Genomic DNA, 14,284 nt, shown 5'->3' with positions numbered 1-14,284 from the left:
TATAGAGTGCTGGGCACAGCTCCGGAAAAATGCTTCGCTTTCCGCGGGCATGGCTTCAGCTAATTTTGTTAAATAAAATGAATCTTCAGCTCATGCATTCTCGCGCCGTGAGTCTTCGCATTTTTCCTACGCTTTAAGATAGGCTCTACACCTATGGTGACAGCTGATATTTTGGCTTTTTATAGCGATAGAAAATAGGGTTCTACATGATGCAGTAAACGCAAAAATGATTCTATATAATAAGTTGTAGAACATAACAATAGCGCAGGCCGACCGTTTCGACTCCTGGGGAATTAGCGTGATCTGCGTTTTGCGCTTTTCTTACGTGCAACAAAAAACAGGCCGATCCCTCGACCTGTTAGTATCTTAACTATTTTCTTTTTCATCTAATAAATTTGCAAGAATGTGTGTCTTGAATTTTTCAATTTTTCTACCTTCAATATAACGCACACCTTGTTCCTTTAATTTTTCAACGTACCAACCTTTGCTTCCTACATGCATGGCTCAACACTCCTTACCCAAAATACTGCAGACGCTATTCTAACATCTGAAAAATTCAATGAAAAGAGGTTATTATTAATTCTTTTAAGTAATTTTTGTATAATGGATATAAGGAAGTGAAAAGGGAGTTTTTGATGTGAGATATGCAATTGTTTCTTTAAATGTAGGAAGGCCAACAGTACATCATTTGGGTGGACAGGAAATAAAAACAGGATTTATAAAAAAACCTACTCATCAACCACATTATTTAAGCATCACTGGTTTTGAGGAGGATGGGCAAGCGGACCTTAAAAACCATGGTGGTGAGGAGAAGGCGTTATTACTGTACCCCAAAGATCATTACCCATTTTGGGAAGAAAAGTATCAGCGTGATTTTTCATACCCTGCTTTTGGTGAAAATATAACAATTGACGGTTTAACAGAGCGTGATCTATATATTGGCGATGTTTTTCAGCTTGGCGAGGCAGAAATTCAAGTTTCGCAACCAAGACAGCCATGTTATAAAATTGCCAAAGTCCATGACATTCAGGATATGCCAGCTGTCCTAACGGAAACAGGTTACAGTGGTTATTACTTTCGTGTGCTGAAAGAAGGGATAGTGGAGCCGACAGATCAATTAATAAAAGTGAAAGAAGATCCCCAACAAGTTACACCAGTTGACGTATTTCACTGTTTATTTCAAGATCGGAAAAACAGGGAACGAATGGAGCAATATCTTCAAATAGAGGCATTAGCACCTAATGTCAAAAGAAGTTTAACAAAACGAATCGAAAAGTTAGGATGATACAGGGTGGACGTATTTTCACAACTTGCGGAGGAACGAATTAAACAAGCATTGAAAGATGGAGAGTTTGATGATATTAAAGGGAAAGGGAAACCACAAAAGAAGGATCCGCTGGAACATGTCCCAGCGGACTTGCGGATGAGTTATCGTATCATGAAAAATAGTGGCTATCTGCCTGAAGAAGTGCAACTTAATAAAGAATTAGCTTCCTTACGAGATTTATTAAAATTATGTAAAGATGATAATGATAAACAGCGAATTGAGAAGCGAATTTCAGAAAAAGAATTACAATTTCAAATCATGCTGGAAAAAAGAAATATGAAACAAACTTCCACCTACAAAAGATATAGCAGTAAAATTAATCGGTTATTTTAAGGAAAATTGTAGAAAAGTTAGAGGCTGGTACTTTTTTCATGTAACCTTTTCACGTATACTAGAGGAAAATAAAAAATAAAGGTGACTATTATGCCACACGAATCCAATGTATTTCCGGGTACGGACGATTTATTGAGAATATTACAACATAACATGAATCTTATGTTCGTTATTAGGAAGCAGAAAGGGAAATTCTATTGTACATTTCTATCTGGAAAGTTGAAAGAACAATTAAAATTGCTAGATATAATGACAGATTCCGGCGGTAATATAAAAAAACTCGATTCAACATTCCTTTCGTTGCAGAAAAATAAGCTGATAGAGGCATTTACTGGTACAGAAATTACGTTTAAACACCAGTTTCATCAACATTATTTATTCACCATGTTATCCCCTATTATAAAAGATGAAGAAGTGATAGAGGTAATAGGCACTACTATTGATATTACGTCATTTAAAAAGTCTGAACAACAAATTGAGTTAATGGCGACACACGATATCCTTACCAAGCTCCCGAATCGACAAAAGTTACTTGATGATTTAGACAAAACTATACATAATAATCGTAAAGATAAGCCCAAAGCAATCATGGTTTGTGACTTGGATCGTTTAAAGAATGTCAATGATACATTGGGGCAATTTGCCGGCGATAAAGTTATTACTTTAATAGCCGATCGTTTAAAAGAATCTACACTTGAAACGTGTCCGGTCTATCGATTGGGTGGTGATGAGTTTGTCATTGTTATTGACGAACATGTACCAGATTTAAAGGTGTTTGCAGAACAGATTCTGCAAATTGTCAGACAACCAATCAATATTTCAGATCATGATTTTTATATGACAGGAACGATTGGTATAAGTTATATAAATCAAAGAGCATGCAAAACTGAGGATTATATTAATCGAGCAAGCATAGCCGTGCATTATGGTAAAGTTCAAGGTGGCAACCGTATTAGTGAATATACGAATAAAATGAGCGAACAATATAATGAACTGATATTATTAGAGTCAGATATTCGTAAAGCATTCAAATTTAATGAATTCACACTGTCCTATCAGCCCAAGGTGGATGTTCATACAAATGAGATTGTTGGAGTAGAAGCATTGATTCGTTGGGAACACGGAAAAAAAGGCAGAATACCGCCATCGCTTTTTATTCCGGTAGCAGAAGAAATTGGGATGATTGATCAAATCGGGGAATGGGTTTTACGTGAAGCCTGCAACCAGTTTGTAAGATGGCAGGAGAGTGGGGCAACTCCTGTAATAGTTGCCGTCAATATTTCTGCTATTGAATTACAGCAACCAGATTTTCTACCAAGAGTAAAACAAATAATAAAGGAAACAGGAATGGATCCCCATTATTTAGAAATCGAAATTACGGAAAACAGTGTCATGCAAAACACCGAAGAATGTATAGAAATGATGAATGAATTACGAGCTATGGGTGTCTCCTTATCGATTGATGATTTTGGTACAGGCTATTCTTCGATGGGGTATTTGCAAAAGTTTCCGATAAATTATTTGAAAATCGATCAATCTTTTATAAAGGAATTGTTTGAAGAATCCGGAAGTGCAGAAATTATAAAAGCTATGATTCAATTAGGGCATACATTTGGTTTAAAGGTAGTCGCAGAGGGTGTGGAAGCTGAAAAAATACTTTCTTTTATTAGAAATGAAAAATGTGATTATTATCAAGGATACTTTTATAGTAAACCGCTTGAAGCGGATTTAATTGAAGAGAAATTATTAGCATTTTCTTAGGAATTTCCGGGAGAAAACAGGATTAAGATAATAGTTGAGGTGGTATTATATGATTAAAGTGTTGTTTATTTGTTTAGGAAATATTTGTAGATCTCCAATGGCTGAAGCGGTATTTCGTCATATCATTAAAGAAAAGGGAGTAGAGGATCAGTTTGTAATTGATTCGGCAGGGTTAGGTGATTGGCATATCGGTAAACCTCCACATCAAGGTACAAGAGCAAAATTAGATGAATTGAATATTTCATATCATGGACAAAAATCGAGACAAATACAAGTAACTGATGTAAAAGATTTTGATTATGTCATTGCAATGGATCAGCAAAACATGGATGATTTATCACAACTTTCTTATCAAACATCTGATGTAACCGTCAAAAAATTGATGGACTTTGTGGATCAACCGAAAGAACAGAATGTACCAGATCCGTATTTCACGAAGAATTTTGATTATACGTATGAATTAGTGGAAGAAGGTTGTGAGCAATTATTTGATTACATATCAAATAAACATGATTTAACATAAACTAAGATAAGAAAGGTTGAGAGGTTATGGGAAAAGAACGACTAATAAAAGGAATACTTACAGGAGCTATTGTTGGAGGACTTATTACATTGAGTAATCGCGATACTCGCTCTTATGTGACAAGTAGACTAGAGATTTGTGGTAATAGGGCCGCCTATTATGCTAAGCATCCAGCAGATACAATCCATCTATTAAACGTTAATTATACAAAGTGTTCCGAACAGCTTGCTTTAGGACTAACCTCTGCATTAAATATGCTTCACCAATTACAAGAACTGACAGAAAAAGTAGATAAACGAGATAACAATGGATAAATTACTAAACAATCGTTTTGTTCGTTTTATTAAGCAATTAATTGAACGAATAACGAAAGATGAAGTGCCAGGCTTAGCGGCGCAATTGTCTTATTTTTTTCTGTTATCCTTATTTCCATTTATGATTTTCCTTGTGACATTAGTTGGTTATTTACCATTTGATGAGATAAATGTCATGAATTTTGTCTCGACTTATGCACCAGAGGAAATTATGACACTGTTAAATGATAATCTAGCCCAAATTATGAATAATCGTAATGGTGGCTTATTATCGATTGGTGTTATTGGTACACTTTGGTCAGCTTCAAATGGTATTAACGCATTAATGCGTTCTTTCAATAAAGCCTATAATATAGAGGAAGAACGTTCCTTTATTGTGATGAGAGCAATATCGGTTGTGTTGACTATTGCCATGCTGCTTGTTATTTTGGTGGCTTTTTTATTACCGATCTTCGGAAAAATGATCGGAGTGTATCTCTTTTCATTCTTTGGATTGTCAGAAGGTTTCCTAGATATGTGGAACACCTTAAGATGGGTAATTTCCTCAGTGATTTTCTTTATCGTCTTAATGATGTTATATCGAATGGCGCCAAGTAAACGAGTCTATTTTAAACATATCTACATTGGTGCAATCTTTGCTACTATCTGCTGGCAGTTGACATCCCTTGCATTTTCCTACTACGTATCATCGATGGGCAACTACTCCGCCACATATGGTAGCCTCGGGGGAGTCATCATCCTAATGATCTGGTTCTATTTATCCGGCATCATTATTATCACAGGAGGCGAAATCAACGCTCAAATCGAGAAAGGCGCAAGGGATAAAAGGAATAAAAATTAAATATTTTCTTGAATAAGGGGACTGTTTCAAGAGTTAGTTTATATATTCTATTTGCATGAATAGTGAACGAACTTTGTGACAGTCCTTTTTACTATTTCAATATCATGTCAATGAAGAAAATGGAATATAACAGTTATAATGAAAAATATAAGACAGATAGCAAAAACATTGAAATAATCAAGTTAAGCTGTTATCTTTTAATAGAGAAAATTAATATAACAAAAAAGGGGTGCGATTTTTGTGAAGAGATTAGTGGTATTATTCAGTATACTAATATTAAGTGGCTTTCTTGTAGCATGTGGACAAAATGCAGAGAATCAGAAGGCTTCTAATACAGGCGAAGAGGAGAACGCTACGGAAGAAATCAAGTCAGAAAAATGGAATCAGATTCAGGAGAAAGGTGAGATTGTAGCAGGTACGTCTGGAACGTTGATCGGGGCCTCTACATATGACGAAGATGATAACTTGACTGGTTATGACGTCGAGATTATGAAAGAAATAGCAGAGCGTCTCGATTTAGAGATTCGTTTTGAAATAATGGGAATTGACGGTATGCTGCCGGCTATCGAGAGTGGAAGAATTGACGTAGCAGTCAATGATATTGAAGCAACAGATAAGCGAAAAGAACAGTTCGCTTTTTCCGATCCATATAAATATTCTTATTCGACAATGGTTGTGAGAGAAGAAGATAATTCAGGAATAGAAAGCTTGGACGATCTGGAAGGTAAGCGTGCTGGCGGTGGAGCAACAACCATCTACAGTCAGATCGCTGAACACTTTGGTGCAAAAGTGGTTACCTATGGAAATGCACCTAACGAAGCTTATTTACGTGATGTGAATAATGGCAATACAGACGTAATTGTCAATGATTATTATTTATCTAAATTTGGTGTAGCAGGCTTTCCGGAATTTGATATTCATCTCCATCCGGATTTAAAATTCCATGCAACGGAACAAGCAGTTGTAATGGATTTAGAAGCGGAAACGTTACAGCAAAAAATTAATGAAACATTAGCAGAGATGAAAGAAGATGGGACTTTAACAGAGCTAGCTACTCAATTTTATCAAGAGGATGCTTCACAAAAACCAGAGGATGAGATTGAAGAAATTGAGGGTCTCGAACTATAAGGTGTGATATTAGATGGGTGATTTTTTTGATGTAAAAGTAGCGTTAGAGAATTTACCACTGCTTTTAAGTGGTTTACCGATGACATTGATTGTGTCGTTCGCAAGTATGGGATTAGGGCTCGTGCTGGGGTTATTTTTATCCTTGGCACGAAGCTCGGATTTATTAGTCTTACGTTATCCTGCCAGAGTATATATATCGTTCATGCGCGGAACACCGATCTTAGTCTTTTTGTTTATTTTATATTATGGTTTACCAATGATTGACTTAAGAATGCCGGCGATCATGGCAGCGATCTTAGGTTTCGGCTTGAATAGTGCCGCTTATATTGCGGAAGTCATTCGTGCTTCTATTAATAGTGTTCCAAAAGGTCAGTGGGAATCTGCTAAAGCATTAGGTTTTGGTTATTGGCAATCATTAATGAAAATTATCTTACCACAAAGTACCCGAATTGCGATGCCGCCATTAACGAATGTCTTTCTAGACTTAGTGAAGGCGACTTCTTTAGCAGCGGTCATCACGGTGCCAGAGCTTTTCCAAAAGGCACAAATTGCCGGAGGAAGATCCTATGATTCACTGACAATGTACATATTAGTGGCATTCATTTACTGGCCAATTTGTATAATAATATCCATTTTTCAAGAACGCTTAGAAAACAAATTCAGTCGATTTATGAAGTAATAAAAATCCGTAGAGATAATAATTCTCTATGGATTTTTTGTACCAAGTAAAGAAAGCACGTTAGTATATAGAGGGAGTATATAACCATTGATATCACAACTTTTATCACGGTGCTAACCGTCTGTAAGACGACCCCCACTTCAAGCTTCAAGTAACACAAGGTAGCTAAGTGGGGGGATAACAGACGCTAACACCCCTGGAGTAAGATGTGTAATTCTCCTGGTCATTTTGAAAGATAGCTTGTGCAAGCCGACCGCTGTGGCTGACCGTTTCGCTTTCCTAGGGGCATGTTCTTCAGCTAACTTTTGCAGGAGGAGTTCGCTCCTGCAAAAGTGGATCTTCAGATCATGCTAATCCCTTAGGAGTCGAAACGTTTGGTCTCTGCTATATCTTTTTCTACAACGAATATCAGAAAAAGCATATTGGTTTTATAACCATTATTAGTGATTTTCAACGCCATAGCTTTGCATTTCCCCAGGGATAATAACCCAAGATTCTAGGTCTGACACATGTTGTAGAGCATGATTCAGCGCAGGCCGCCCACTTCAACTCCTGAGGGAAAAACCCCATGGAAAGGGAAGTGGGCAGCCGAAGCGAGGGGATTACTGTATAAAGTGAGACTATGATCAGTAGGGGGGTCTTACAGACGATTAGCGCATACGATCTGAGTTAAGATAAAGACTGAGTGGGCTTCTACTTTTTCTTATAGAAGTTAATAAAATATTCTAAAGAACACGATATTTTTTAAGTTTTTAGTAAAAATTATGTAAATATTCTGTATTTACTATCTCATTAATTTTGAATAATGTTAATATGAATATTATAGGGTTATTTATTTTTTGAAAAGTAGAGAAGAGAAGGTGGGAAAAGAATGAAAATTATTGTAGCAGGAGGAGATGGCTTTTGTGGTTGGCCAACTGCTCTATACTTATCGAAACAAGGGCACGAAATTGCAATTATTGATAATTATGCACGAAGAAAAATTGATAACGAACTACACTCTAATTCATTAACACCCATTGCTTCATTAGAGGAGCGAGTGGAGAAATGGCAGGAAATTACCGGAAAACAAATCAATTTGTATGAAGGTGACTTAACACATTATGACTTTTTAAAAGAAGTGCTAAAAAAAGAACAACCAGATGCATTTGTTCACTTTGCAGAACAACGCTCCGCGCCCTATTCCATGATTGACAGAGAACATGCAGTGTACACTCAGGAAAATAATGTGACTGGAACATTGAATGTACTATTTGGTATAAAGGAAATCGTTCCTGATTGTCATTTAATCAAGTTGGGTACACTTGGAGAATATGGGACACCTAATATCCCTATTGAAGAGGGTTATATTGAAATTGAGCATCAAGGAAGAAAGGACACATTACCATTCCCGAAACAGCCTGGTTCTTTCTATCATTTATCCAAAGTTCATGATAGTCATAATATTATGTTCGCTTGTAAAATCTGGGGCATTCGAGCAACAGACTTAAATCAAGGAATCGTGTACGGTTTAGAAACAGACGAAACGAAATTAGACCCTGTCCTCACCAACCGTCTGGATTATGATGGTGTATTTGGTACTGCTTTAAATCGCTTTATTATCCAAGCAACTGTTGGACAAGATTTAACTGTATATGGAAAAGGCGGTCAAACAAGAGGATTCCTTAATATTAATGATACAGTCCGCTGTATTGAAATTGCAGCTAAAAACCCTGCTGACCATGGCGAATTCCGTGTATTTAATCAATTTACCGAACAATTTTCAGTAGGTGAATTGGCTGAAAAAGTGCAAAAAGTAGCTCAAGAGGAAGGCTTTGATACGGAAATTGCTCATTTAGAAAATCCAAGAGTAGAGCTCGAAGACCATTTCTTTCAAGCGGTAAATACAAAATTAAAAGATCTAGGATTAGAACCGTATCTTCTTGACGAAAATGTAATAAGAGAAATACTTAAAACTGTGATGACCTATAAAGAACGTGTTATCGAGAAAAATATTTTACCACAAGTGAAATGGAAATAATTCGAACCAGATAAATAAGGATGATCTAGAAATGAACATACTCATTATCACTGAAACATTTCTGCCCTCTACGGACGGTGTGGTAACAAGGTTAACGAATAGTATTCGCTATTTTTTGAATAACGGACATCAAGTTACAGTAATTGCGCCAGATTTAGGAGTAAGTGAATTTGAAGGGGCGAAAGTAATTGGCTTACCTGCTCGTAAGTTGCCATTTTATCGTTCTAAACCTTTCGCCTTACCGAATCACCGTGTAAAAAAACTGCTGTTGGAATGTAGTCCAGATATTGTACATGTTGTTAATCCAGCATTGCTTGGAGCTTCCGGCGTGTATTATGCAAAAAAAATCAATTTTCCTTTAATTGCGTCATATCACACACAGGTGCCAAAGTATGCAGAGTATTATCATTTATCGATGTTAAAAGGCCTCCTTTGGTGGTACTTCCGTAAATTACATAAAAAGGCATCCCTTAACCTGTGTACATCACATGTGGTGAAAGAAGAATTAGAACAACAAAACTTTAACGATGTACATGTATGGAAACGAGGTGTGGATAACAACCTGTTTCATCCAGATAAGTCAGATCCAAAGGTGAGGGATCGGTTAACCAATGGGATGGATGATAAAAAGCTGTTATTGTATGTTGGCAGACTAGCTCCCGAAAAGGAAATAGAAAAGATCCGAACGGTCCTGGAACAATCAGACCAATTTGTTTTTGCGATTGTTGGAGACGGACCACATCGCGCACCGTTGGAACAACATTTCCAAGGTACAAATACCGTGTTTACTGGATTTATGCATGGTGAAGAATTAGCTAAAGCCTATGCTTCTGCAGATGTGTTTGTTTTTCCATCTACAACAGAAACATTAGGCTTGGTCCTAATGGAAGCAATGGCATCAGGTTTACCAATTGTTGCAGCTGATAGTGGTCCGACACGGGAACAAATCGAACACGATAAACACGGATTGTTATATAATCCCGAAAGTGTGGAAAGCTTTAAAAAAACCGTATTGCGTTTAGAAGATGAAGCATTGCGAAAGTACTTAGGTGAAACTGCTTGGAAAGACATCCATCAAATGGGATGGGATGATCAGTCCCGACAAGCCTTAGCTTTTTATCAGCAGGTGATTGAATCACATAATAAAGACTACGATAAGAAGGAATGTTCATGAGAGAAAAGAAAAGAAAGAGTGATCGCTTTCAATTTTTTCAATTTAGTATTATTGGTGTGAGTAATGCACTGATTGATATTGCTGTTCTCAATGTACTGTTACTGTTGTTTCATACGGAAAAAACAGCTCTCCTTATTGTATATAATAGTATTTCCTATAGTCTTGCGATATTAAATAGCTATATCTGGAATGCATCGATCACTTTTAAACGTGCATCAAAAGGAGATTCTTACCAGAGATTTGCTTTTTTTATACAAGCTTTAATTAGTTTAGGAATTAGTAACCTTGTTTTTTTGGGGGCTAATTCCTTGTTTGCTATAATAGAAATACCTAATTGGTGGCGTTATAATTTATCTAAAGGCCTCGCAATGGGATTATCTTCTTTAGCAAGTTTTTTTATGATAAAGTACTTTGTGTTTAGAGACTTTAGAAAAAAATGAATATCGGTTTGCAACGAAGCTACACTACACTTAAGGAGGAGTTTAGATGGATTTTTATTTATCAGAAGGTGGCGTTCGGACCATTTTACCGTTCGGAGAGTTAGATATATCAGGAAACGAAGAATTAGGCTATCGACCGTTTCAATTAATGGTCGCTTCTGTAGCAGGATGTAGTGCTTCTGTGTTTCGCAAAGTACTGGATAAAAAAAGAATAGCGATCGATGATCTAAAGATTTCCGCAGATGTCGAAAAATCACCAGATGAAGCAAACAAGATTATTTCTATTCATCTTCATTTTGTTGTAAAAGGTGTAAATCTAAAAAAAGATCAGATCGAAAAAAGTATGGAAATTGCTCGTAAGAATTGCTCGATGATTCGAACTATTGAAGATAGTGTAAAGATTACCGAAAAGCTTGAAATAGTGAATTTAAGTAATTAAGACGCATAGTTTTCGCTCGTTTTGTAACACTAAGGAAAAAAGGAGCGAAAACAAAAATGGAGAAACTCGGTCTTTCTGCGATTTTATGTTTAATGATGCTAACCATCCCTTTACTTGTAGAGTCGAAAGAGGAGGAGCAAGCTGATCATGATCTAGTGTCGATCGAGAATGAGAATACCTATAAACAAGTGTCAGAAGAAGAAACGATGATCGAACCGAGTAAATTAGTAAAAGAATTGTTAGAGGATGTCAATGTTAAGATAGATAATCCGTTGTTAATAAAATCATTAAATGAATCAACCATTAAACCATCACCATTTGCTTTTGGCTATCGTGCTAATGTATTTCTTGGGCATTGGCCTTTATCGTATCAATCAGAATTGTCAGAGGTTAATTGGGATTTTCAAACGGTTAATACGAATGAACTGAATAATGTTAAGGGTGAGAAAAATCAGGAGATTTATTATTACCAAATAGAAGAAAAACATGTGGAAGGTGCACTAACTGCAAAGATAGACCAAACAGATCAAATTAAACAAATGATTTTACAAAAAGCAAGAAGCCAGCATGAATACCCTCTTACATTTCATGCGGTGGTTGGTAAAGAAACAAAGCTTAGTAAAACATATACCGTTCCTACTTCAAAAACTGGGATATTAAAAGCAAATATACCCGTGGTCAAGGACACGGGACAAGTTACTCTAGGTGAAGTATACCTTGAATTAAAAGGTTCAAAGAAGAATTTGGTTATTAAAAATGTCACGAAACAGGAAGTAGGAGCATTTATCCCGATCGCCAATCATCTCACTTTTACATTTGAGACAAAATAAGGTATTGATGCATGCATTTCTCGTAACAAAAATGGGGATGCATGCTTTTGTGTTTATGAGGATCTATAAAAGTCCTAGACATGTATGTTTTTTTGAATTAGGATAAATAGTGGAACTTGGAAAGGGGTGTTGTTGTGAGCAATGAGGATAAGATTAGAGAGCTTCGAATGCAGTTAGAGCATTTCATGGAGCGTCTAGATCATTTGGATCCGGAACAGACGTCTGTTGAAGATGTTGATCAGTTAATTCAAATGATTGAAAAAATAGAAAAAGACCTTTAAAGAAAAGAGGGAGAGGGAAACAATATGGAATGGGTTGTTGTCATTTCAGTTATTGTCATGCTTGCCCTAAGTTTGTTACGAGTTCATGTTATTTTTGCGATTATTATTTCAGCAGTAGTCGCTGGACTTATGGCAGGTATGAATATTCAGGATACAGTTACGATGTTAATTGATGGGATGGGGGAACAAGCAGAAACGGCGTTAAGTTACATTTTGCTTGGTGTGTTCGCGACTATGATCAGTTATACCGGTATTACCTCGATATTGGTTCGTGCGTTAATTAAAGTATTAACTGGCAAAAAAACGATGCTCGTATTAGTTATCGCCGGAATTGCATCACTGTCCCAAAATTTTGTGCCGGTTCATATCGCATTTATTCCGATTTTAATACCACCTTTATTGAAATTATTTGATCAAATGAAATTGGATCGACGTGCAGTAGCAACTGCTTTGACATTCGGTCTTAAAGCACCCTACATCATGATCCCAGTAGGGTTTGGGCTTATTTTTCACCAAACGCTACAAAAGGGAATGAGCAGTAATGGTGTCGATATTACGATTAAGGAAAGTGCTCTATCTATGCTATTACCTGGTATTGGCATGATTATTGGGTTATTGATAGCAGTATTTATTACGTATCGTAAACCTCGTGAACCAAAGAAATGGTTAGCATTTGAAAATGTAACAAGTGATGTTAAAGAAGAAGTAACATTTAATTATAAACACGGTTTAACACTTGTAGCCATATTTGCTGCATTAATTGTACAAATTTTCACCGAAAGTCTTGTGATTGGAGCGCTGGCAGGTATTATTTTAATGGTGTTGCTATTTGCTGTGCCATTACGTGAGGGAGATACATTTGTACAACAAGGAGTCAGCATGATGGGAAGCATTGCCTTTGTTATGCTTGTTTCAGCTGGTTTTGGAGAGGTCCTGAAGAAAACAGGTGCTGTAGATGCGTTAGTAGCATCTTCTTCTGATATATTAGCGGGACATCAGGCCATCATTGCCTTTGTTTTATTAGTAGTTGGCTTAGTGATTACTTTGGGAATAGGTTCTTCCTTTGGTACGATACCAATTATTGCGGCACTGTATGTACCAATTTGCATGGCAGCTGGATTTTCACCAATGGCAATAGCCGTATTAATTGGTACAGCAGGTGCATTAGGTGATGCCGGAAGTCCGGCTAGTGACAGCACATTAGGACCGACATCAGGTTTAAGTGCTGACGGCAAACACCACCACATCTGGGATACATGTGTGCCGACCTTTTTACACTTTAATATTCCATTGTTTTTATTTGGATGGATTGCCAGCATTATTTTATAAAATCACAGGATATGATCACTTGTTTTACTTAAACTAAAAATAAAAAAAGGTGATTATATGAAAAAAATAATAGTAATGGTGATGCTATTCTTGCTCGTTATACCCATGGAAGCAGGAGCTGTCAGCTATGGCTGGGGATATAAAAAAGGTACGAATCAACAACCACCAGATGTGGGGAAATACCAGCAAATTTTAGAAAAGTATCAAAGCTATTACATGGATCCATCAGGTGACAAACATGTTTATTTAACATTTGATAATGGGTATGAAGCTGGTTTTACCAAACAAATCTTAGATGTATTGAAAGAAAAAGGAGTACCAGCAACCTTTTTCTTAACCGGTCATTACGTGAATGACCAGCCAGACTTAGTTCGCCGTATGTTGGTGGATGGTCATATCGTTGGTAACCACTCTGATGATCATCTCGACTTTACCGAGGTATCGAAGAAAACTTTCACGAAAGATGTCACGCAATTAACAGATAAAATTAAAAAATTAGATGATAAAGCAGTCGTCAAATATATTCGCCCTCCTAGTGGAACTTTTAATGAAGATTCATTAAGCTGGGCAAATGAGTTGGGTTATACGCATATCTTTTGGTCACTGGCATTTGTGGATTGGAATGAAGGGTCTGAAAAAGGCTGGAAACATTCTTATGAACAAGTGATGAATCAAATTCATCCAGGAGCGATTATACTGATGCATACTGTTTCGAAAGATAACGCAGATGCATTGGAACATTTGATTGAAGATTTAAGAGAGCAAGGCTATCAATTCAAAAGCATAGACGATCTCATGTTAAAGCAGTTGCTTCCCGAGGAATTAATCGGATTTAGTTAAAGTGCCCGATAAATGGGAAAAGCGC

Annotated in this window: 17 protein-coding genes; 16 read left to right on the top strand and 1 reads right to left on the bottom strand. The window is 36.7% G+C overall.

Annotated features, from left to right (window positions below; genetic code table 11):
* Positions 1-366: 366 nt before the first annotated feature.
* Positions 367-501, bottom strand: a complete 135-nt coding sequence (locus BM121_RS20845; RefSeq protein WP_091486498.1) for a YflJ family protein — start codon at positions 499-501, stop codon at positions 367-369.
* A gap of 136 nt (positions 502-637) precedes the next feature.
* Between BM121_RS20845 and BM121_RS20840 the strand changes: the two genes are divergently transcribed.
* The 16 genes from BM121_RS20840 to pdaA all read left to right on the top strand — a co-directional run bounded on the left by BM121_RS20840 (position 638) and on the right by pdaA (position 14,259).
* Entirely contained in the window at positions 638-1,285 is a 648-nt protein-coding gene (locus BM121_RS20840) for an MOSC domain-containing protein (RefSeq protein ID WP_091486496.1), read from the top strand.
* Positions 1,286-1,291: 6 nt separating this feature from the next.
* A complete protein-coding gene (locus BM121_RS20835) occupies positions 1,292-1,660 on the top strand; it encodes a DnaJ family domain-containing protein (protein ID WP_091486494.1) in 369 nt (122 codons plus the stop codon).
* 90 nt (positions 1,661-1,750) lie between these two features.
* The gene (locus BM121_RS20830) at positions 1,751-3,421 is read left to right on the top strand and encodes a putative bifunctional diguanylate cyclase/phosphodiesterase (RefSeq protein ID WP_091486493.1); all 1,671 of its coding nucleotides are present in this window, start codon (positions 1,751-1,753) and stop codon (positions 3,419-3,421) included.
* A 49-nt stretch (positions 3,422-3,470) separates the two neighbouring features.
* The gene (locus tag BM121_RS20825) at positions 3,471-3,944 is read left to right on the top strand and encodes a low molecular weight protein-tyrosine-phosphatase (RefSeq protein ID WP_091486491.1); all 474 of its coding nucleotides are present in this window, start codon (positions 3,471-3,473) and stop codon (positions 3,942-3,944) included.
* A 26-nt stretch (positions 3,945-3,970) separates the two neighbouring features.
* Positions 3,971-4,258, top strand: coding sequence for a hypothetical protein (locus tag BM121_RS20820; protein ID WP_091486490.1), 288 nt, complete (start codon positions 3,971-3,973; stop codon positions 4,256-4,258).
* Positions 4,251-5,099, top strand: a complete 849-nt coding sequence (locus tag BM121_RS20815) for a YihY/virulence factor BrkB family protein (RefSeq protein WP_091486488.1) — start codon at positions 4,251-4,253, stop codon at positions 5,097-5,099. The genes BM121_RS20820 and BM121_RS20815 overlap by 8 nt, the downstream gene beginning before the upstream one ends.
* A 240-nt stretch (positions 5,100-5,339) precedes the next feature.
* The gene (locus BM121_RS20810; RefSeq protein ID WP_091486487.1) at positions 5,340-6,227 is read left to right on the top strand and encodes a transporter substrate-binding domain-containing protein; all 888 of its coding nucleotides are present in this window, start codon (positions 5,340-5,342) and stop codon (positions 6,225-6,227) included.
* Positions 6,228-6,240: 13 nt separating this feature from the next.
* On the top strand, positions 6,241-6,906 hold the full coding sequence (locus tag BM121_RS20805; protein WP_091486484.1) for an amino acid ABC transporter permease: 666 nt from the start codon (positions 6,241-6,243) through the stop codon (positions 6,904-6,906).
* An 871-nt stretch (positions 6,907-7,777) separates the two neighbouring features.
* Complete coding sequence (locus BM121_RS20800) at positions 7,778-8,926, top strand: NAD-dependent epimerase/dehydratase family protein (protein ID WP_091486482.1); 1,149 nt, start codon at positions 7,778-7,780, stop codon at positions 8,924-8,926.
* 31 nt (positions 8,927-8,957) lie between these two features.
* Positions 8,958-10,100 (top strand): glycosyltransferase family 4 protein, encoded by a 1,143-nt coding sequence (locus BM121_RS20795; RefSeq protein ID WP_091486479.1) that lies wholly within the window; start codon positions 8,958-8,960, stop codon positions 10,098-10,100.
* The gene (locus BM121_RS20790) at positions 10,097-10,540 is read left to right on the top strand and encodes a GtrA family protein (protein ID WP_091486476.1); all 444 of its coding nucleotides are present in this window, start codon (positions 10,097-10,099) and stop codon (positions 10,538-10,540) included. The genes BM121_RS20795 and BM121_RS20790 overlap by 4 nt, the downstream gene beginning before the upstream one ends.
* Positions 10,541-10,586: 46 nt before the next feature.
* Complete coding sequence (locus tag BM121_RS20785; RefSeq protein WP_091486473.1) at positions 10,587-10,979, top strand: OsmC family protein; 393 nt, start codon at positions 10,587-10,589, stop codon at positions 10,977-10,979.
* A 56-nt stretch (positions 10,980-11,035) separates the two neighbouring features.
* A complete protein-coding gene (locus BM121_RS20780; RefSeq protein WP_091486471.1) occupies positions 11,036-11,809 on the top strand; it encodes a YfkD family protein in 774 nt (257 codons plus the stop codon).
* A 134-nt stretch (positions 11,810-11,943) separates the two neighbouring features.
* Positions 11,944-12,090 carry an SE1561 family protein gene (locus tag BM121_RS22220; RefSeq protein WP_175495519.1) on the top strand — a complete coding sequence of 49 codons (147 nt, stop codon included), beginning with the start codon at positions 11,944-11,946 and terminating at the stop codon, positions 12,088-12,090.
* A gap of 24 nt (positions 12,091-12,114) precedes the next feature.
* Positions 12,115-13,419, top strand: a complete 1,305-nt coding sequence (locus BM121_RS20775; protein ID WP_091486469.1) for a Na+/H+ antiporter family protein — start codon at positions 12,115-12,117, stop codon at positions 13,417-13,419.
* Positions 13,420-13,476: 57 nt separating this feature from the next.
* A complete protein-coding gene (pdaA, locus tag BM121_RS20770) occupies positions 13,477-14,259 on the top strand; it encodes a delta-lactam-biosynthetic de-N-acetylase (protein ID WP_091486467.1) in 783 nt (260 codons plus the stop codon).
* The last annotated feature ends 25 nt before the right edge of the window (positions 14,260-14,284 follow it).

The organism is Gracilibacillus orientalis (genome assembly GCF_900114645.1).
Classification (GTDB): domain Bacteria; phylum Bacillota; class Bacilli; order Bacillales; family Amphibacillaceae; genus Gracilibacillus; species Gracilibacillus orientalis.
This window is presented reverse-complemented; position numbering and strand designations above follow the sequence as displayed.

What these genes read in the sequence shown, in the direction of transcription:
- BM121_RS20845 (WP_091486498.1), bottom strand. Translation starts at nt 501, where the DNA reads ATGCATGTAGGAAGCAAAGGTTGGTACGTTGAAAAATTAAAGGAACAA.
- BM121_RS20795 (WP_091486479.1), top strand. Translation starts at nt 8,958, where the DNA reads ATGAACATACTCATTATCACTGAAACATTTCTGCCCTCTACGGACGGT.
- BM121_RS20785 (WP_091486473.1), top strand. Translation starts at nt 10,587, where the DNA reads ATGGATTTTTATTTATCAGAAGGTGGCGTTCGGACCATTTTACCGTTC.
- pdaA (WP_091486467.1), top strand. Translation starts at nt 13,477, where the DNA reads ATGAAAAAAATAATAGTAATGGTGATGCTATTCTTGCTCGTTATACCC.
- BM121_RS20805 (WP_091486484.1), top strand. Translation starts at nt 6,241, where the DNA reads ATGGGTGATTTTTTTGATGTAAAAGTAGCGTTAGAGAATTTACCACTG.
- BM121_RS20800 (WP_091486482.1), top strand. Translation starts at nt 7,778, where the DNA reads ATGAAAATTATTGTAGCAGGAGGAGATGGCTTTTGTGGTTGGCCAACT.
- BM121_RS20815 (WP_091486488.1), top strand. Translation starts at nt 4,251, where the DNA reads ATGGATAAATTACTAAACAATCGTTTTGTTCGTTTTATTAAGCAATTA.
- BM121_RS20830 (WP_091486493.1), top strand. Translation starts at nt 1,751, where the DNA reads ATGCCACACGAATCCAATGTATTTCCGGGTACGGACGATTTATTGAGA.
- BM121_RS20825 (WP_091486491.1), top strand. Translation starts at nt 3,471, where the DNA reads ATGATTAAAGTGTTGTTTATTTGTTTAGGAAATATTTGTAGATCTCCA.
- BM121_RS20775 (WP_091486469.1), top strand. Translation starts at nt 12,115, where the DNA reads ATGGAATGGGTTGTTGTCATTTCAGTTATTGTCATGCTTGCCCTAAGT.
- BM121_RS20780 (WP_091486471.1), top strand. Translation starts at nt 11,036, where the DNA reads ATGGAGAAACTCGGTCTTTCTGCGATTTTATGTTTAATGATGCTAACC.
- BM121_RS20790 (WP_091486476.1), top strand. Translation starts at nt 10,097, where the DNA reads ATGAGAGAAAAGAAAAGAAAGAGTGATCGCTTTCAATTTTTTCAATTT.
- BM121_RS20820 (WP_091486490.1), top strand. Translation starts at nt 3,971, where the DNA reads ATGGGAAAAGAACGACTAATAAAAGGAATACTTACAGGAGCTATTGTT.